The sequence below is a fragment of the Rhodocytophaga aerolata genome, assembly GCF_030503435.1.
GTDB classification, from domain to species: domain Bacteria; phylum Bacteroidota; class Bacteroidia; order Cytophagales; family 172606-1; genus Rhodocytophaga; species Rhodocytophaga aerolata.
Genome location: NZ_JAUKPO010000016.1, coordinates 23,008 through 40,764 on the forward strand (window position 1 = coordinate 23,008; position 17,757 = coordinate 40,764).

A 17,757-nucleotide genomic window follows, 5' to 3' on the forward strand; every position below is an offset into this window, starting at 1 on the left:
GTTTATTCTACTTCCAGTAAAATGGGGCAGTGATCGGAATAAGTAATATCACACAGAATCGAGGTGCTTTTTAATCTGGCAGCCAGAGGAGCGGTAGCCATGTGGTAATCGATACGCCAGCCTAAGTTTTTGCCTCGAGCACCTGCCCTATAACTCCACCAGGTATAATTGTGAGGTTCCGGGTTAAAATGCCTGAACGTATCTATCAGCCCGGAGTCTATAAACTTTGTCATCCACTCACGTTCTTCTGGCAGGAAACCGGAGCTGTTTTTATTAGAAACCGGGTTATGAATATCAATCGGTTTATGGCAGATATTATAGTCGCCGCTGATAAGTAGATTGGGTTGTTGCCGCCTCACATCCTGTATGTAGTGGTGAAAGTCGTCAATGTACTTTATTTTAAACGCTTGCCGGTCTTCACCACTGGAACCAGAGGGAATGTATACACTCATCACGGACAGGTCTGCAAAATCTACCCGGATTGTTCTGCCTTCACAATCATACAGATCCATGCCGCAGCCATATTCTACATGCTGCGGTTTTTGTTTAGTAAAAATAGCTACACCACTGTAGCCTTTTTTATGGGCCGGTAACCAGTAAATATGATAGCCCATATCCTCAAAAATGCGGCGGTCAATCTGGTCTTCGCTGGCTTTTACTTCCTGCAAACACAAAACATCGGCATCAGTAGCTTTTACCCAGTCAGCAAATCCATTTTTTAATACCGCCCGGATACCATTAACATTATAGGAGATAATTTTCATAGGGATGCATAATGCAAGTAATACCATAAATCTGTGAGCAAAAGTAGGAAAATGCGGGTTAAAAGCCTTAGAAAAACAGATGTAGAATAGGTTTGTTTTTAATCTGCCAGAAATAAGGAGACTACAGCAAAAGCATCTATAATGAGTAAGGTGAGAGAAACCTCTTCCTTCTTGCCGATCATTAATTTAATGACGGTCCAGCTGAGAAAGCCCCAAATAATACCCTGCGTGATGGAGTAGGAAAAGGGGATTAATACTAAGCCAAGGAATGCGGGAATGGCATCGTCCAGTTGCGTCCAGTTAATTTTTACAATGGGTTTCATCATAAATACGCCTACCAGAATCAGCGCAGGCGCTGTAGCAATGGCCGGGATAACCGATAGCAAAGGAGATAAAAACATAAAGGGCAGAAACAGCAAACCAGCTACAATGGCTGTTATGCCTGTTCGGCCTCCTTGCTCAATGCCTACCGCCGATTCAATATAAGCTGTACCCGGACTGGAACCTAGCAACCCGGAAACCGTGGTGGAAAATGCATCGGTAGTCAATGATTGTTTGATGTGGCGGGGTTCTCCTTTTTCGTCGTATAACTGGGCTGCTTCAGCTACACCCACAAATGTGGAAAGGCTATCGAACATATCGGTGAACACAAAAGCAAAAATAACCGGCCAAACGGCAAACTGTAAGGAACCAGCCATATCCAGTTGTAGGATTAGACTAAAATCCGGGCTTGCGGCAAATCCCTGCCAGTTCACCAGCAATCCATTGCCTGATGTGTCGCCCCACCACCGGCCAATAGGAATGGCCAGTATCGTAGTTAAAATAATCCCTATAATTACTGCTCCGCGGATGTTTTTGATCACCAGAATGGCCGTGAGAAGCAGCCCTGTTATGAAAATAGCAGTGGTTACATTCATCGGGGCAATTCCGATAACTGTTCCTGGATTGGCCGCTATAAATTTGGCATTGATAAACCCGATTAAGGTAATAAACAGACCAATACCGGCAGAAATAGCATACCGGAGTTGTTTAGGAATAGCCTGCACAATATATGTCCGGATATTGAAGATAGATAACAAAATGAAGACTATGCCTGCCCAAAATACAGCTCCCAGGGCTATTTGCCAGCTGATTCCCATCCCGATAACAGCCGTATACGTAAAGAATGCATTTAAACCCATGCCAGGTGCTACTACTATTGGGTTTCTGGCATAAATACCCATCATCAGGCTACTGAAAAAAGAAACCAACACAGTAGCTGTTAGAACTCCGCTAAAAGGCATACCTGCCTGGCTCAGTATCGCCGGATTTACCACAATAATGTACATAGTAGCCAGAAAGGAAGAAACGCCGGCAATGATTTCTGTACGAAAGGTGGTCCGGTTCTTTTCAAATTCGAAGTAGCGTTGTATCATTCCTGACAGGTGTTAGACGAGAGAAGAAAGCATCAAAGCAAATATATAGAAAAGGCAGTATGAACTACTTTGCGAAGATTATTTTATCAGAATAATCCAGAAATATATGGTATCATTTACAGTTCTTAGTATTACCCGAAGTTCTTGTTATATATATAGTAAAAAATCCGGTATTTGCCGGATTTTTTACTGTTTATGGAATGTACTAAAATGCATTTTACCTCTGGCTAACGGTTATTTATAGATCAATACTTCTGACTTACCATCTGCCTTAATGTAGCCCCTGTACATGCCTTCGGAGTTAAAGGGCATGGCAAAATTTCCCTTATTATCCAGGGCTATTACGCCCCCTTCTCCTTCCATTTTTACCAGTTTTTTCATTACTACTTCGTCTGCCGCTTGTTTTACACTCATGCCTTTGTATTGCATTAAGGCTGATATGTCGTAAGCCACTACCGCCCGTATAAAGTATTCACCGTGCCCGGTGGCTGAAACGGCGCACGTTTGGTTATTGGCATAGGTACCGGCCCCAATAATGGGTGCATCTCCTACACGGCCGTACCGCTTATTGGTCATACCACCAGTAGAGGTGGCAGCCGCCAGATTCCCATATTGATCCAGGGCAACCGCACCTACTGTTCCGAATTTTTTGCCTTCAAACATCTGTTGCTCCTCTTCCAGGCTGCCTTTATCTTCTGAATGGTCCAGTTGTGTTTTTTCTTCTTCCTTAATTTTCTGCAATTGCTGGTAACGCATATCTGTATGAAAGTAAGAGGGATCTACTATTTCTGCGCCTTTCTCTTTGGCAAATTGTTCTGCTCCGGTGCCAGTCATCATCACATGTTCAGATTTTTCCATCACCATTCTGGCTACGGTAATGGGATTTTTAATGGTGGTAACTCCGGCAATAGAACCTGCTTTTAAGGTTTTACCTTCCATAATGGAGGCATCCAGTTCGTTTTTGCCAGCATTGGTAAATACAGCCCCTTTACCAGCATTAAATAAAGGAGAATCTTCCATTACACGGATGGCTGCTTCTACGGCATCCAGGCTGGTTCCTCCTTTCTTCAATACAGCATAGCCGGTTTGTAAGGCTTCATTTAATTTTTCGGTATAGGCTTTTTCCTTTTCTGGAGTCATGTTTTTCCGGGTAATGGTACCTGCCCCCCCATGTATGACTAAGGTAATGGTATTATTCATTTGCTTAGAAGCTGTTTGTTGTGCTTGTACGTGTACAGCCGGCCAGAGGATAGCAGGCAAGAGCAACAGTATACAGAATATTCTCATAGAATAAGCATCAGTTAAATGGTTTGTTTTCAAATTTAACCAATTATTCCATAAAGCAATTTTGAAAAATAAGCTGGTATTGATAATAAAAGGTGTAGGCACGCAGCCAGAAAAGGCATGGAAATAAAAAGCCTGCCTCACACGGTAGGAGACAGGCTAAGTTAAATAAATATACTGTAGTGGTTAGTTAGCTGCGGATTGCTCGGCCGTTTGAAAACCAGTAGCTTGTTTTAAAGTCCGTTCATTATCGGATTCAGGAATTTCATAGGTTCGTTCTTCCACTGTAATAAACAATTTTTTACCCACTAATTTCTCTGTGTTTGCTGTGGCTCCTTCTTCCAGGGGCATATTTACCGCTTCAAACAGGCTGGCAATAATTGGCATACCGGCTTTAGAATTATAGAACCGCTGTGTTACAAAACCCTGTTCATTTTCAAAACGGCAAGCAAAGAAAGGTACGCCTTTGTGTTCACTGGTTCCTTCTTCTATATGCGTTATTTCTACTAAGTGTCTGCCGTTTTCCAGGAAGGGTTTGTCCATTCCTTCATTCACTTTTATTTTCATAGCTGATCATTTTTAAATTACATGTAGTATGATATACGGCATATAAACAATAAATGTTGTATGGATTATACAAATACTTTTGTGTAGTACGGTGGGCGGTTGAGAACCAATGAATTAGAGTTCAATTATTTGAAAACCTAGCAGTAGCTAAATCTATCTTGGTTTATTGTGAGAGGCTATATAGTCGCCAATTTTATTTTTCATGGAATGGTAAAGCATTAAGGTTTTTCCTCCAATTAAGGCTCCATCTGTGTTACTGGCAATAAACACTACTGTTTCTTGTTCTTCAAAATATAACAGTAAGGAAGCCCCGCCAAATACTGCACCCGAGTGTCCGTATTGTGGTTTATTCTGAAACTTATAAATATCTATACCTAGCCCATAATCATTAAAATAAGCTTTCTTCATTTCGTTGTAAGATGCAGAAGAGATTATTTGCCCATTTACCAGCATATCCATAAAATGGACAAAATCTATGGCTGTAGCAACCAAGCCTCCATCACCAAGTTCGCTATAGATTTCTACTTTGGTAGGAAGCGTAACATTTTGCAGTCTGCCGTCGCCGTAGCGGTCCAGGTAATAATTCGGCATCGACAGGCCTTCCAAATAGCCAGGTTGAATTTTATAATAGGTTCTCGACAATTGCAAGGGATCGAAAATATGCTCTTTCATCCAGGCGGCCTCTTCTTGCCCGGTTACTTGGGTAATGATAAGAGAAAGCAACATATAATTGTTGTTGGAATACGAAAAACCGGAGCCTAGGCGGAACAATAAAGGCTGATCATACGCATAGGAGAGGGCTTCTTCTGCTGTCCATCCTTGAGCTAAGTTATTGAACCAGCGCATACGGAACGTAGTATTATCAATATAATCTCTGATGCCGGATGTGTGATTCAACAGCATACGGACAGTAATACTATCTGCACGTGTAATTCTGGTAGAGACGTTTGCCGGCAAATAGTTTGTAATGGCTTTGTCTAGTTGCAGTTTATTCAATTCCTGAAGCTTCATAATTGCCGCAGCCGTATATATCTTTGTAATACTGCCTCCGGCATGTACAAAACCCGGCCTAAGCCTGGTGCCGGTTTCTATTTTTGCTAAGCCGCTGGTTCCTTCCCATACCCCTTCTTTGTCTCTAATAGCCACCACAGCACCCGGCAAACCTTTGGCTGTGAATTCATCCAATATAGCTTGCAAATCGTTGGCTTTGGAGTGATTTTGATTAAAAGGTTGTGGGGATGGTAGCGCAAGGATCATGCCTTCAAAAGCTTCTTTTTTGCAGCCAGTGAAAAAGAACCAGCCTGCCAGAAGGAATAGTATATTTACTGTTTTCATGTTATTTCTCTTTTATAGGGTTGTCAAATTTGATTCGGGTGCCAACGGAAATCAAGGAATACGGAAGAATGGAAAAGGCATTGTTGTAGCGGATAATAGGGGTAGTCTCGTACCCTATGTAGGGTGTAAATGTGGTGCCATTGGCTAGTGTGGTCCGGTAACCCATGCTCAGCGAGAGAGGAACCTGCCAGTGACCCTGCGTTTGTTGCGTGCTTTTTTTCCACGAACCATTTGCCAGTTCGTAATAAGGGTTTTGTGAATTAGATATGGCTACTGCCCGGCCAATACCCAACGCCAACCCAGGTTCTATCCGGTTAAACAGTAGAGGGCGGTACGCAAATTGAGTATTTACGTACACCAGTCTTTCATGCGCTGTGTGGCATTGAAAGCCTATTGTAACACTTTGGTACAAGGTCTGAGAGCGATTGTATACATAATCTACACCAATGGCTCCGCCTACATTCCGGAAACTTTGGGCTAGATTTTTAAAGGGTAATCCGTATGCCTGAAAAGTAAGTTTGGCCGAATAAACCAGGCGGCTTTGCCGGTAATCCTGTGCGTGAATATCATGAGCCAGAAAGCCCAGAAAGTATACCAGAACCAGGAATTTTCCTTTTGTTAGTAGCTGTTGCATTGTTGTTTTTTTTCTGCAATATTATAGCATTCAGTAAGGCAAAAGTTGGCGGAAAAGCCAGACAGACGGATGAGAGCGCTGAGCGGCTGAAAATTTGAGGCGACCGGAATGATAATTTTTGCAAGTGGAAGTTAATTTTGCGCCTACTATGACAACTATGGGAACCAACATCCTGCCATCTGTGCCGTATGCAGACCGATGGATGAAAATCCTGTGTATACCTTTGTGGGCAATTTTTTTCCGGCATACGGCTGAAACTGCTCAGGTAATTGATCTGTTGCGTAGCCCCCAGTATTATATAGATATCCTTTATATCATGCTTGCTTCGTTTGTGCTTTGGCAAATAAATGTTTATCTCATCCAGTGGATAGACAAAAGATATTCCTGGGCAGAGGAAACACGCAAAAGGTTTTACATACAAGGAGCCTTAGGCTATGGAATAACAGCCTTATTAATAGCCTCATTTTCGGTTGTTTATTATACCGTTGTTCTCTTAGAACCTCAGCCACTCAATGTTAGTTACTTGTTGCTGACAGAAATATGCCTTAGTTTGCTATTTGTTACCATTATTCATTTGCTGTACACAGGTTTATGGATGATTCATTATCACCGGCAATGTTTGGTATCTCTAGAAGAAGAAATAAGAACATTGGAAAAAAACCATGCTTTTCACGGCGAAGTAAACTCACCAGAAGAGCCCAAGAAGCGGACCTTACTTGTCCATCAGGGCAAAGGTTTAGTGCCGGTAGCTACCGAACAAATCGCCTATATTTTCCTAGCCAATGAAGTAAGTATTGTGCGGACGCTCAGCGGGCAATCCTATACAGTGGATGGCACTTTAGAACAACTCACCGAGCAACTGTCCTCCAAGGATTTTTTCCGCATCAGCCGCCAGTGTATTGTCCAGAAAGGGGCTATCCGCAAGGTAGATAATGAAAGCTCAGGCCGGTTGCTGCTGCATATACAGCCAGAGCACACCGAGCAACTAACTGTCAGCCGCCGTAGAGCCCCGGAGTTTAAAAACTGGATGGCTAGGTAGTAACCTGAATGATTCCATGCCTTTTGCTATCCAAGTAGCCACAACACAACGGCTTAGGTATCCGGGTCTAGATTGACTTTGGGCAATTGATCTTTTAGTATATAATTCAATGTATGGGAGCCAGGCAAGTGCTTAACTTACCAGAGAATGGTACAAATACAGGTAAAAGAGAAGGATAGTGTGTATATGAACCTTTAGAATATTACTCTTGATGGGAGGCTACCAGCTTCTGTTCATTAATTAAGTCCAGTAATACATCTATAATAGTATCGCAATTCTCTAGATTCAGCCCTTTACAGACATAGGTCAAAATCTGGCCAGTCTCCATCTGGTAGATAATTACTTTTTCTTTTTTCTCCTTCTTCCATGTCAACCGTATTTCATGAAAGGATCTGCCTTCCCCATCGGTGAAGCAACACTTTGTTTTCCAGGAAATCTGGCTGTTTTCGGCTGCAAGCTTGGTGAGTAATCCTGCAATCATTTTTTGATTTGCCATATAGCTAAAAGATTAGGTTGGAGAAAGGTTTAGTGATTCCTCTGCCTCATACTATATTCCTGCACACAGATATATAATGGAAGTTAAGAAATATACTATTATTTATTGATAAATTACTATTATTTTTCCTATATACAAAAGAAAAGCCCGGTTTGTTTAAAAACCGGGCTATATTCAATATAAAAACTATGGAGTTTATAAAGTACTTAAGGCATTTCCTGTTAATTGGTTAGCAAAGAAGTAATTTAACGCAGCTGTATTAGATAGTAATTTAGCTTTCTTCTCATAAGCTGTGTTAGGGTAATAAATGAACAAACATGTTTTGTCCATCAATGTATTAATTACCTCCTGGTGATTCGCTGCCGGAATAGCCGGACATCCTAAACTTCTTCCCAGCCGTCCATACTGATTAATAAACTCTTTATTTACATAATCAGCGCTATGCATAACGATTGCACGGGTACGGGCATTGGAATTATATCCGGCATCCATCCCATCCAGGTACAACGACAATCCATGCTTGCCGGTATAGGTACTGCCGGTAACATAAAACCCAAAGCTGCTCATATGGGACTCCAGAGTATTAGAGAATTTTTTGGCAAACTCTTCACCGGATTTACGGCCATGAGCAACTAAAGAATGAAATAATACTTTTTTTTCAGCCAGATCAATGCTCCAGAACCGCTCTTTAGTGGAAGAAAGGCGGAAGTCAATAATAGTTAAAATGTTCTTGTCAGAGAGTTTGTTGGCTGCTTTCAGGTTCAGAAAACCCACATACGCTTTCCGGAATAATTCATAATCCGGGCGGGAATCGCCAAAAACAATAGATTGATATAAATCTGTGATATGATTCTCAAACAGTACCTGCTTAGAGGCAGACTCCTTTTTTTCTGTAAGAGAGTTATCCTTGTTGCCATCATTTGCAAACACAGGAGAGGTAAATAGGAAAGAAAAGAACAAAAAAGCCATCATTAAAACTCTGCTTTTCTTCAGCATAACGTAGGGTTTAGGTTTGGAAAAAGGATTTTTTAACTGGACTCTTATATAGAACGCCTTTAGCAGCCGTATAATTCCCCTTGGCGCCAAATATTTGTATTTATTTACTATAATGTTCTAAAAAAACATGCTTGCGTACTCATTTTCAGTAAATACAGGCAGATTCTCTATTATATAATTGTCAACAGCAGATCGCATAAAATATACTACTTGCCCGAACGACTTACCTGGTAGGGCAGCAAACTAGAAGCTGTCGACTAAACAAGGCAGGTAGCTTTGTGCAAATAAATTTGATCTTTTCTGCCTACTTTTGCTATCCGTACGTACTAGCCACCAGTAAGCTTATCATACTATGAACTACCTATTATTTGATGATCCAACATTACGGATGTCATTAATGCCATTTACCCTGACCAGGCCAATAGCAGAACTGAGATGTGGTATAGCTACTATTTCACAAAAGTGGCAACACTTGCTGAATGCCACCCCGTCGTATATAACAGAAGCCTATCTGCAGGACAAATTTCCTGGTATCCGGTCAGGTAAAAACCTGTATATAAATGGAGCGGTTTGTCCGGTTGAGCCACTTCTCAAAGTTCTGGATAAATTAAAAGCCGGCGAAAAACTTATGCAGGGCGACACGTGTATTGCTTTGAAAACGGATGATTTCTTCGAAGACACGGAAAAACTAATGGTTGCCATTAGCCAGGCCAAAGGAAAAGAATTCCCGGAGCCACTTACCGTTATACGCCAGGTTTATGATCTGTTTATTCAAAATGGTGCCCAGATCAGATACGATTTTCATTGGCTGACCAAAGGGCGGGAATCAGTGCCTATTACCGACAAACATACCAGTGTTTATAACCCCAAAGAAGTGTTTGTGGAAGAAGGGGCGGTTATTATTTCTGCAGTACTCAATGCCAATGCCGGCCCCATTTATATAGGAAAAAATGCGGAAGTTCAGGAAGGGAGTCTGGTGAGAGGGGCTTTTGCCATTTGTGAAGGATCTATTCTGCATATGGGTAGTAAAATGCGTGGCGACAATACCATAGGCCCGTATTGTAAAGTAGGCGGTGAAATCACCAATAGTGTGTTTATGGGGTATAGCAACAAGGCGCATGAAGGATATCTGGGAAACTCAGTAATTGGCGAGTGGTGTAATATTGGTGCAGATACAAATACCTCCAACATGAAAAATGATTATGGGTCTATCAAAATATGGAGTTATGCGGAGAATAAACTGGTTAATACCGGGTTACAATTTTGCGGCCTGATGATGGGCGACCATTCCAAGGCAGGTATTAACACCATGTTTAACACAGGTTCGGTTGTGGGAGTGAGTGCTAACATATTCGGAGGCGACTTTCCACCTAAGTTTGTGCCTTCATTTTCCTGGGGGGGAGCCAAAGGCCTGGAGGTATATCAATTGGAAAAAGCGTTGGATGTAGCCGAGAAAGCCTTGCAGCGCAGGGGAAAAACCTTTGAGGCGGCAGATAAAAAAATTTTAGAACATGTTTTTCAGCTTACACACCGGTCAAATAAACGGATTGGCTTTAAATAATGAGCAGTAAACGAATGATGAATGATTACCAACAACATCCGTCTGAATCAATATTCATTCCTCATGACTGATTAGTCCTATGTTTTTCAGAGAAATTCCTGGCTTAGAAGATATCAAACAAACCCTTGTTGCGGCTGTGCAAAAAGGCCAGATAGCCCATGCCCAGCTGTTTTTTGGCAATGAAGGCAGTGCTAATCTGGCTATGGCCCTGGCATATGCTACCTATATTAACTGTGAGAACCGGCAGAATCAGGATTCTTGTGGGCAATGCGCTTCCTGCAGTAAAATAAACAAGCTGATTCACCCGGATCTGCATTTTGTATTTCCGGTGGCTACAACCAAAAAAGTTTCCAAAGATCCGTTAAGTGAAAATTTTTTACCTGAATGGCGCACCTACCTGAAAGAAAATGTATACGCTGGCCTGACCGACTGGTGCAGCTATATCGGCACAGAAAATAAACAACCCAATATATCAGCCGAAGAAAGCCGGTCAATTATTCAGAAGTTGAGTCTGAAATCGTACGAAGCGCAATACAAGGTGCTGATCCTGTGGCTCCCGGAACTGCTAAATAATACTTCTGCCAATGCACTGCTTAAAATTTTAGAGGAACCACCGCCTAAAACAGTATTTCTGCTGGTTAGCCAGAGTATAGAGAAGTTACTCACCACCATTATCTCCCGTACGCAACTTATCAGAATCCGGTCTTTTAGCGGCCAGGAGATTGAGAAGGTACTTGTAACCAGTTATGGGGTAGAATCTAAAAGGGCAGGGCAGATCGCATATTTGAGTGATGGTAACCTGTATGAAGCTTTGCGGCTTATCAAAGAGACGGCCAACGATAACCATGAACTGTTCCGTGAATGGATGCGCCTATGTTTCCGGGGCAATGTGACCGGACTGGTAGACTGGATGGAAAAATTTGCTAAAATGAGTAAAGAAAGTCAGAAAAGCCTGATGATGTATGGAATGGAAATGGTTCGTGAAACCCTGGTATGGCCATATAAAGAAATCCAGTTAAGCAGGCTGGAAGGAGAGGAGCGGACATTTATTGAGGGCTTTTCTAAAGTGGTGAACGCAGCTAAAGCAGAAGGTTTATATAAGCAACTGAATGATGTCTGTTTTCATCTGGAAAGAAATGCCAGTGCGAAAATAGTATTTTTAGATACTTCCCTGGCTATTTCAGGCATTATCCGGTCTGCCTGACTTATAAACTAGCCGGAAAATAGTATATTAATTTAATCTTCAAACATTCCAACACGTTCCTATTCAACCATTAGATTCTTTCATGAAAGAAAAGCCACAAAAGTGCCTGATCGGCAGAAGAGATCTGATTGATTTACCCGGATTTGGTCTGGAGAATATAGAAGCAAAAATTGATACTGGCGCCTATACGTCGGCCATTCATTGTTCACAAATTAAGATTATCGAGAGGAACGGGCTAAAAAAAATAAGTTTTCACATCCTGGGCTCTCACCAGGAAGGCCTGGGAGAGAAGGTGTTTATCACCAGGAATTTTAAGGAAAAAAAGATTAAAAGTTCTTTTGGCCAGATTGAAGAGAGATTCGTAATAAAGACTAAAGTTAAAGTATTTGGGAGGGTAATCAGGGCTGAGTTCTCCTTATCTGACCGCACAGAAATGAAATACCCCATATTGCTTGGAAGAAAATTACTAAAAAACAGATTTATCGTAGACGTATCTCTGTACAATCTGTCCTACAATCAAAAAATTAGACAATCCTAATGCGTATCGCTATATTATCCAGGAATGCAAGTTTGTATTCCACCAAACGGCTAGTCGAAGCTGCTAAGCTCAGAGGCCATGATGTACTCGTACTGGACCATCTTAAATGCTATGTAATCATTGAAAGAGGAAATCCGGTGATCTATTATAATGGTAAAGTTATACCCAAAGTAGATGCAATTATTCCCCGTATTGGCAACTCGGTAACGGCATATGGCACGGCCATTGTGCGGCAGTTTGAAATCATGCAGGTATTTAGTGCCGTAAAATCTCTGGCTATTGTCCGTTCCAGAGATAAACTGAGAAGTTTACAGATTTTGTCGAAAGCAGGGGTAGGCTTACCCAAAACAGCCTTTGCCAACCACACCAAAGACATAGACCAGGTAATCAGCCAGGTAGGGGGTACACCGGTCGTCATTAAACTGCTGGAGGGAACCCAGGGAATAGGGGTAATGCTGGCAGAATCGCGAAAAGCGGCTAAGTCCATTATCGAAGCTTTTTACGGATTGAAAGCCGATATTCTGATCCAGGAATTTATTAAAGAAGCCGCCGGTGCTGATATCCGGGCATTTGTGGTAGATGGGAAAGTGGTAGGAGCCATGAAACGTCAGGGCAAAGGAGACGATTTCCGCTCGAACCTTCACCGGGGAGGTAGTGGCGTATTGATTAAACTCAGTAAACAGGAAAAAGAGACGGCCTTAGCCGCAGCCGATGCGCTGGGGCTGGCGGTAGCCGGGGTAGATATGCTGCAATCCAGCCGCGGACCCTTAGTAATGGAAGTAAATTCGTCTCCAGGCTTGCAGGGTATTGAAGCCGCCACCCAGGTAGATATTGCCGGAAAAATTATCCAGTATATTGAAAAGAACATTAAAGTAAAATCCAAAGACAAGGTGGGTGTGTAGAGCAATAATTAAGGAATAGTGACGAATGAATACTGAGTATGCTTATTTAGTATTCATTCGTTATTTGCGTTTTTGGCTTAACTTGCACATTCCAACTAACTGATTTTAGATTTTGAATGCACAAACCATACGTATAGGCACCCGTGGCAGTGCACTTGCCCTATGGCAGGCACATCACATTGCTGCCCTTCTTACCAAAGGAGGCCTGCTTCCACAGATTGTTACCATAGAAACCAAAGGAGATAAAATACTTGATAAATCCCTGGCGAAAATAGGCAGTAAAGGCGTATTTACAGCTGAACTGGAAGACGGTTTACGCGATGGCAGCATAGATATTGCCGTACACAGTGCCAAGGATATGCAATCGCAGCTACCGGAAGATCTAGAAATTATAGCCTTTACCCAGCGGGAAGTTACCAATGATGTCCTCATTAGCTTTAATAAAACTATATCTCTCGACGATCAGCATCCCTGGGTAGTGGGTACTTCCTCTACGCGGCGGGTAGCCATGCTGAAGCACTACTATCCGCACATTAAAACAGTAGATATGCGGGGTAACTTACAAACCCGCATGAAAAAGCTGGAAGATGGCCAGTGCGAAGCCATTATTCTAGCCTTTGCCGGCGTACACCGCATGGATTATGACAAACATATAGTCTCTCGGTTGCCTTTGGATAAATTTACACCAGCTGTAGGGCAGGGAAGTGTAGCTGTAGAATCATCTGTGGCGCTGGATGCTGAGAAACGAAGTATTATCCGCAACCTTTGCAACCATCCGGATACTGAATATTGTTTGCTCTCAGAAAGAGCATATTTGAATAAATTACAGGGTGGATGCAGCATTCCGGTTTTTGCCTTGGCAACGTTGCACAATAATATAGTAAACATTACCGGGGGTATTATTAGCCTGAATGGAAAACAGCTAGTGAAAAAGACTTTACAAAGTCCGGCAGAAGAAGCCGTAGCTCTGGGGCAGCGGTTGTCAGAAGAAGTATTAGGTGCAGGCGGCGATACCATTCTTAAAGAAATTAGAAACACCCTGAAAGATATTCGCAAAGAATAAATAATACCTCAGCCGGAAACTAGTTTTGAGTGTAGTCTTACATGCCGCATTATAAGCAACTAAGCAGCGTTTGGTTTTATTTTGTAATCTCCGTATTATCATAGCTTCAATCAATCAACGTTAACCATACCGGGCTCCGCTCAGCATCTCTGGCAGGCTAGGCCCACAAATTGCCATTCATCGTTTATGAAGAAGTATTTTATTTTATTGCTTGTTTTAGCTATTGCCCATGCAGGTGTTGCCCAGAAAAAGTCGAAAAAAGACCATTTAATTACTATTTCCACCCAGTTTGGCGACATGCAACTAGTCTTATTTGATGAAACACCCAAACACAAAGCGAACTTTCTCAAACTAGCCGAAGAAGGATTTTACAATGGTACCCTGTTTCACCGGGTTATTGATGGATTTATGATTCAAGGTGGTGATCCGGATTCGAAAAAAGCCAAACCAGGCGATCCACTTGGAGAGGGAGACTTAGGCTATACCATTCCTGCCGAGTTCAACGATAAGTTGTTTCATAAAAAAGGAGTTATTGCAGCAGCCAGAGATAATAATCCACAGAAAGCATCTAGTGCCTCTCAATTCTATCTGGCCCAGGGCAAAGTTTTTAAAGAAGAAGATTTTGCGGCCGTAGAACGCCGGACAGGCCGGCCCGTACCCGCTGCCCATAAAGAAGTGTACAAAAAAATCGGTGGTATTCCACATTTAGACCAGAATTATACCGTTTATGGCATTGTTATTAAAGGCCTCGAAGTAATAGATAAAATTGCCCAGCAACCCAAAGATAGCCGCGACCGTCCGAGCAAAGATATTCCCATGAAGGTAAGTGTGAAGAAAATGCGGAAGAAGAAAATTACCAAACAATATGGCTATCAGTATTCGTAGCCTGACGCTATAGCTCTATAGATTAACTACTGACACTAAGGTATCATCTCTGTTCTATGAACGGATATCAATAGACAACTAACTTACCAAACCCCATTATCCTGATAAGCCCGGTATAGGAATGAAAAAAATACTAATTACAGGTTCTAATGGCCTGCTAGGACAGAAGCTGGTTGCCCTGTTGGCAGACAAAGCTACTTACCAGGTAATTGCTATTGCCAAAGGAACTAACCGGCTGCAATCGTCAACTGCCTATACTTATCAATCAATAGATGTTACCGACCAAGAACAGGTAGAGAGTTTGATTGCCAGAGAAAAACCAGAATTCGTTATTCATACGGCTGCCATGACCAATGTCGATCAGTGTGAGACGCAGAAAGAAGCCTGCTGGCAATTAAATGTAACAGCAGTAGAATTTCTGGTAAAAGCTTGCAGAAAACATCATTGTTTTCTTGTTCACCTTTCTACCGATTTTATATTTGATGGAGAAAATGGCCCCTATACTGAGGAGGCACCCGCAAATCCTATAAACTATTATGGCCAGAGTAAGCTGGCGGCTGAGCAATTAGTAACCTCAAGCGATATCCGGTGGGCTATTATCCGTACGGTGCTGGTATACGGAATTGTGCAGGATATGAGCCGGAATAATATTATTTTGTGGGTAAAAAAATCTCTGGAAGAAAAAAAAACGATACAGGTGGTAACAGACCAATGGCGCACCCCTACACTTGCCGAAGACCTGGCCATGGGTTGTTATCTGATTATTGAACAGGAGGCAGAGGGGATTTTCAATATTGCCGGAAAGGAGTTATTAAGCCCTTACCAGATGGCATTACAAACAGCCAGCTATTTTCACCTGGATGCCTCTTACATAAATGAAGCTGACTCCAGTACATTTAGCCAGCCAGCCAGAAGGCCACTCAAAACCGGACTCTTAATCAACAAAGCTCAACAGCAACTTCAATTCAGGCCTCATTCCTTTACCGATGGGATAGCCAAAATAGCAGCGCAGGTACAAACACACAGCTTATGATTATGAGTTTTAATTTGGCCAGATGGCAAATGTTCATATCCAATGATAATTATCTGCTAATTAGGAAATTTGCGGGTTGAGGCTCTTAGGGTTTATATAACTATTTCAGTAAGCATGTGGATTCATCTGCCAGAAATAGGGAATTAAATTTTGCAATTATGGCTAAGATAACTAAATTTCAACTTTACACCAGGAAACCAATAACTGCATGAGTTCATCCACCACCACTACTACCACATCTCCTTCTACAAATACTGAATCTTGGGGCTCCAGAGTGGGGTTGATCCTGGCCATGGCCGGAAACGCAGTTGGACTTGGCAATTTTCTTCGCTTTCCGGTACAAGCAGTGCAAAACGGGGGCGGTGCCTTCATTATTCCTTACCTGATCTGCTTCCTGTTGATGGGTGTTCCTTTATTATGGATTGAGTGGTCTATGGGACGCTTTGGAGGTAAACATGGGCATCATTCTACGCCCTTTATCCTGGACACCATGGACAGGCGAAGTTTCTGGAAATACATAGGGGTGTTTGGCATATTTACCAATATTGCAGTAGCCTCCTATTACTGTTATCTGGAAAGCTGGACCATGTCCTATGTATTCCATTCGGTGGCAGGTACTTTTGCAGGAATGGATCAGGGGCAGGTAGCTAGCTTTTTTGAAAAATATGTAGATGTTGGCGTATCCACTACTGGTATCCCTTATGAAGCAGTTATTTTCTTTTTACTGTGTTTAATTCTAAATACCTGGATATTAAGTAAAGGATTAAGTGGAGGGGTTGAAAAAGCTGCCAAAATTGGTATGCCGCTGTTAATCTTGTTTGGGGTATTCCTTGCGTATAAAGGTATTACCCTGCAAGCCGGTAAAGAGGGTGCACTGTTTGGTGGTTCAGTAGGTTTAAATTTCCTCTGGACGCCTCAGTTTGACTCGTTGGCAAATCCTAAAGTGTGGTTGGCGGCCGCTGGCCAGATATTCTTTACCTTATCTGTTGGTATGGGTACTATTCAGTGTTACGCTTCGTATGTGAGTAAAAAAGATGATATAGCGCTTAATGCCATGTCTGCCGGATGGATGAACGAGTTTGTGGAAGTAGTATTAGGCAGCGCCATTCTGATTCCTATTTCTGTTGGCTATCTGGGTATAGACAGGGTAATTGAGCTGACCGCTAGTGGAGGCCTTGGCCTTGGTTTCCGTACCATGCCCTTTCTGTTTAGCCAATGGGGAACCTTTATTGGTGCTTTTGCTGGAGTAGCTTTCTTTGGTTTGTTATTCTTTGCAGGTATTACCTCTTCATTAGCTATGGGTACTCCCTGGATGGGTTTTATGCAGGATGAGTTCAAGTGGACACGTGAAAAAGCTGCCCTTTCTTTTGGAATCATTGTACTTATTTTAGGCTTACCTACTGTTCTGTTCTTTAACGAAGGGGTATTTGATGAGTATGATTATTGGGCCGGTACGGTTTCGCTGGTAGTTTTTGCCTTAGCGGAAACCATTCTGTTTGCCTGGGTTTTCGGAATGACCAAAGGCTGGAAAGAAATAAATGATGGGGCCGATCTGAAAGTACCCTCTTTTTACAAGTTCGTCATTAAATGGATTACGCCTTTCTTGTTGATATTTGTTTTTGTTGGTTCATTAATTGGACCGGCCGGCGGAGATTGGGGGGCTGCCTTTGCAGGTTTAGGCAATGGAGAAGGATGGAATCTGGATAACGGCTCTATCATTGCTCAACTGATGAACAAAGGTATAAAACAGCAAATAGCCGCTACAACAGACTCAGCTCTTGTTGAATCCCTGGAAAGCAGAATTACTTATATTAATGGAGCCAGGTTATTGCTGTTAGCTGTATTTCTAACAGCAGCTTACTTGGTGTTTGTGGCTTATAAAAAACGTATTAGAGAAGGGAGATTTTCGTAATGAATTCAAGTGCTTTAGTTATGATGGTGGCTACACAGCTGATAGTTACGGGCTTTACCGGCTATTTCTTTTACAGAGTGTTAACTGGTAAGCCCAGTACGGAACCAGACTCATTTTCAGAAAATGACG

Annotated in this window: 17 protein-coding genes; 9 read left to right on the top strand and 8 right to left on the bottom strand. The window is 42.2% G+C overall.

The genetic code is table 11. The features are described from left to right. Positions 1 to 2 precede the first annotated feature (2 nt). From Q0590_RS22445 to Q0590_RS22470, 6 genes are all read right to left on the bottom strand, one after another. Entirely contained in the window at positions 3 to 764 is a 762-nt protein-coding gene (locus tag Q0590_RS22445) for an exodeoxyribonuclease III (RefSeq protein ID WP_302039855.1), read from the bottom strand. A gap of 98 nt (positions 765 to 862) precedes the next feature. Beyond that, a complete protein-coding gene (locus Q0590_RS22450) occupies positions 863 to 2,179 on the bottom strand; it encodes an NCS2 family permease (protein WP_302039856.1) in 1,317 nt (438 codons plus the stop codon). A 234-nt stretch (positions 2,180 to 2,413) separates the two neighbouring features. Beyond that, entirely contained in the window at positions 2,414 to 3,379 is a 966-nt protein-coding gene (locus Q0590_RS22455) for an isoaspartyl peptidase/L-asparaginase family protein (RefSeq protein WP_302039976.1), read from the bottom strand. Between the two features lie 270 nt (positions 3,380 to 3,649). Then, positions 3,650 to 4,030, bottom strand: coding sequence for a hypothetical protein (locus tag Q0590_RS22460; protein WP_302039857.1), 381 nt, complete (start codon positions 4,028 to 4,030; stop codon positions 3,650 to 3,652). Between the two features lie 153 nt (positions 4,031 to 4,183). Further along, positions 4,184 to 5,365, bottom strand: a complete 1,182-nt coding sequence (locus Q0590_RS22465) for a serine hydrolase domain-containing protein (protein WP_302039858.1) — start codon at positions 5,363 to 5,365, stop codon at positions 4,184 to 4,186. Between the two features lies 1 nt (position 5,366). Then, positions 5,367 to 5,999 (bottom strand): hypothetical protein, encoded by a 633-nt coding sequence (locus Q0590_RS22470; RefSeq protein ID WP_302039859.1) that lies wholly within the window; start codon positions 5,997 to 5,999, stop codon positions 5,367 to 5,369. 157 nt (positions 6,000 to 6,156) lie between these two features. Here Q0590_RS22470 and Q0590_RS22475 point away from each other — a divergent pair, with 157 nt between their 5' ends. Then, the gene (locus Q0590_RS22475) at positions 6,157 to 7,038 is read left to right on the top strand and encodes a LytR/AlgR family response regulator transcription factor (RefSeq protein WP_302039860.1); all 882 of its coding nucleotides are present in this window, start codon (positions 6,157 to 6,159) and stop codon (positions 7,036 to 7,038) included. A 202-nt stretch (positions 7,039 to 7,240) separates the two neighbouring features. On the opposite strand, the gene Q0590_RS22480 is transcribed toward Q0590_RS22475, so the two are convergent. Then, the gene (locus Q0590_RS22480; protein ID WP_302039861.1) at positions 7,241 to 7,534 is read right to left on the bottom strand and encodes a hypothetical protein; all 294 of its coding nucleotides are present in this window, start codon (positions 7,532 to 7,534) and stop codon (positions 7,241 to 7,243) included. Between the two features lie 195 nt (positions 7,535 to 7,729). After that, positions 7,730 to 8,530, bottom strand: a complete 801-nt coding sequence (locus Q0590_RS22485; protein ID WP_302039862.1) for a murein L,D-transpeptidase catalytic domain family protein — start codon at positions 8,528 to 8,530, stop codon at positions 7,730 to 7,732. Between the two features lie 352 nt (positions 8,531 to 8,882). On the opposite strand from Q0590_RS22485, the gene Q0590_RS22490 reads away from it, so the two are divergent. The 8 genes from Q0590_RS22490 (at position 8,883) to Q0590_RS22525 (ending at position 17,628) form a co-directional block, all read left to right on the top strand. Continuing rightward, positions 8,883 to 10,091 (top strand): GlmU family protein, encoded by a 1,209-nt coding sequence (locus Q0590_RS22490; RefSeq protein ID WP_302039863.1) that lies wholly within the window; start codon positions 8,883 to 8,885, stop codon positions 10,089 to 10,091. A gap of 79 nt (positions 10,092 to 10,170) precedes the next feature. Beyond that, positions 10,171 to 11,295 carry a DNA polymerase III subunit gene (locus tag Q0590_RS22495; RefSeq protein WP_302039864.1) on the top strand — a complete coding sequence of 375 codons (1,125 nt, stop codon included), beginning with the start codon at positions 10,171 to 10,173 and terminating at the stop codon, positions 11,293 to 11,295. 82 nt (positions 11,296 to 11,377) lie between these two features. After that, a complete protein-coding gene (locus Q0590_RS22500; protein ID WP_302039865.1) occupies positions 11,378 to 11,833 on the top strand; it encodes an ATP-dependent zinc protease family protein in 456 nt (151 codons plus the stop codon). Further along, the gene (rimK, locus tag Q0590_RS22505; protein ID WP_302039866.1) at positions 11,833 to 12,735 is read left to right on the top strand and encodes a 30S ribosomal protein S6--L-glutamate ligase; all 903 of its coding nucleotides are present in this window, start codon (positions 11,833 to 11,835) and stop codon (positions 12,733 to 12,735) included. The genes Q0590_RS22500 and rimK overlap by 1 nt, the downstream gene beginning before the upstream one ends. A gap of 112 nt (positions 12,736 to 12,847) precedes the next feature. Beyond that, positions 12,848 to 13,798: a hydroxymethylbilane synthase gene (gene hemC / locus Q0590_RS22510; protein WP_302039867.1), complete on the top strand. Its 951-nt coding sequence runs from the start codon at positions 12,848 to 12,850 to the stop codon at positions 13,796 to 13,798. A 186-nt stretch (positions 13,799 to 13,984) separates the two neighbouring features. Next, a complete protein-coding gene (locus Q0590_RS22515) occupies positions 13,985 to 14,683 on the top strand; it encodes a peptidylprolyl isomerase (RefSeq protein WP_302039868.1) in 699 nt (232 codons plus the stop codon). Between the two features lie 121 nt (positions 14,684 to 14,804). Then, on the top strand, positions 14,805 to 15,716 hold the full coding sequence (locus Q0590_RS22520) for an SDR family oxidoreductase (protein WP_302039869.1): 912 nt from the start codon (positions 14,805 to 14,807) through the stop codon (positions 15,714 to 15,716). A 208-nt stretch (positions 15,717 to 15,924) separates the two neighbouring features. After that, the gene (locus Q0590_RS22525; protein ID WP_302039870.1) at positions 15,925 to 17,628 is read left to right on the top strand and encodes a sodium-dependent transporter; all 1,704 of its coding nucleotides are present in this window, start codon (positions 15,925 to 15,927) and stop codon (positions 17,626 to 17,628) included. Positions 17,629 to 17,757: the final 129 nt, after the last annotated feature.

Excerpts from the sequence above, each read along its gene's own strand:
- Q0590_RS22445 (WP_302039855.1), bottom strand. The coding sequence starts at position 764 with ATGAAAATTATCTCCTATAATGTTAATGGTATCCGGGCGGTATTAAAA.
- Q0590_RS22450 (WP_302039856.1), bottom strand. The coding sequence starts at position 2,179 with ATGATACAACGCTACTTCGAATTTGAAAAGAACCGGACCACCTTTCGT.
- Q0590_RS22455 (WP_302039976.1), bottom strand. The coding sequence starts at position 3,379 with ATGAATAATACCATTACCTTAGTCATACATGGGGGGGCAGGTACCATT.
- Q0590_RS22460 (WP_302039857.1), bottom strand. The coding sequence starts at position 4,030 with ATGAAAATAAAAGTGAATGAAGGAATGGACAAACCCTTCCTGGAAAAC.
- Q0590_RS22465 (WP_302039858.1), bottom strand. The coding sequence starts at position 5,365 with ATGAAAACAGTAAATATACTATTCCTTCTGGCAGGCTGGTTCTTTTTC.
- Q0590_RS22470 (WP_302039859.1), bottom strand. The coding sequence starts at position 5,999 with ATGCAACAGCTACTAACAAAAGGAAAATTCCTGGTTCTGGTATACTTT.
- Q0590_RS22475 (WP_302039860.1), top strand. The coding sequence starts at position 6,157 with ATGGGAACCAACATCCTGCCATCTGTGCCGTATGCAGACCGATGGATG.
- Q0590_RS22480 (WP_302039861.1), bottom strand. The coding sequence starts at position 7,534 with ATGGCAAATCAAAAAATGATTGCAGGATTACTCACCAAGCTTGCAGCC.
- Q0590_RS22485 (WP_302039862.1), bottom strand. The coding sequence starts at position 8,530 with ATGCTGAAGAAAAGCAGAGTTTTAATGATGGCTTTTTTGTTCTTTTCT.
- Q0590_RS22490 (WP_302039863.1), top strand. The coding sequence starts at position 8,883 with ATGAACTACCTATTATTTGATGATCCAACATTACGGATGTCATTAATG.
- Q0590_RS22495 (WP_302039864.1), top strand. The coding sequence starts at position 10,171 with ATGTTTTTCAGAGAAATTCCTGGCTTAGAAGATATCAAACAAACCCTT.
- Q0590_RS22500 (WP_302039865.1), top strand. The coding sequence starts at position 11,378 with ATGAAAGAAAAGCCACAAAAGTGCCTGATCGGCAGAAGAGATCTGATT.
- rimK (WP_302039866.1), top strand. The coding sequence starts at position 11,833 with ATGCGTATCGCTATATTATCCAGGAATGCAAGTTTGTATTCCACCAAA.
- Q0590_RS22515 (WP_302039868.1), top strand. The coding sequence starts at position 13,985 with ATGAAGAAGTATTTTATTTTATTGCTTGTTTTAGCTATTGCCCATGCA.
- Q0590_RS22520 (WP_302039869.1), top strand. The coding sequence starts at position 14,805 with ATGAAAAAAATACTAATTACAGGTTCTAATGGCCTGCTAGGACAGAAG.
- Q0590_RS22525 (WP_302039870.1), top strand. The coding sequence starts at position 15,925 with ATGAGTTCATCCACCACCACTACTACCACATCTCCTTCTACAAATACT.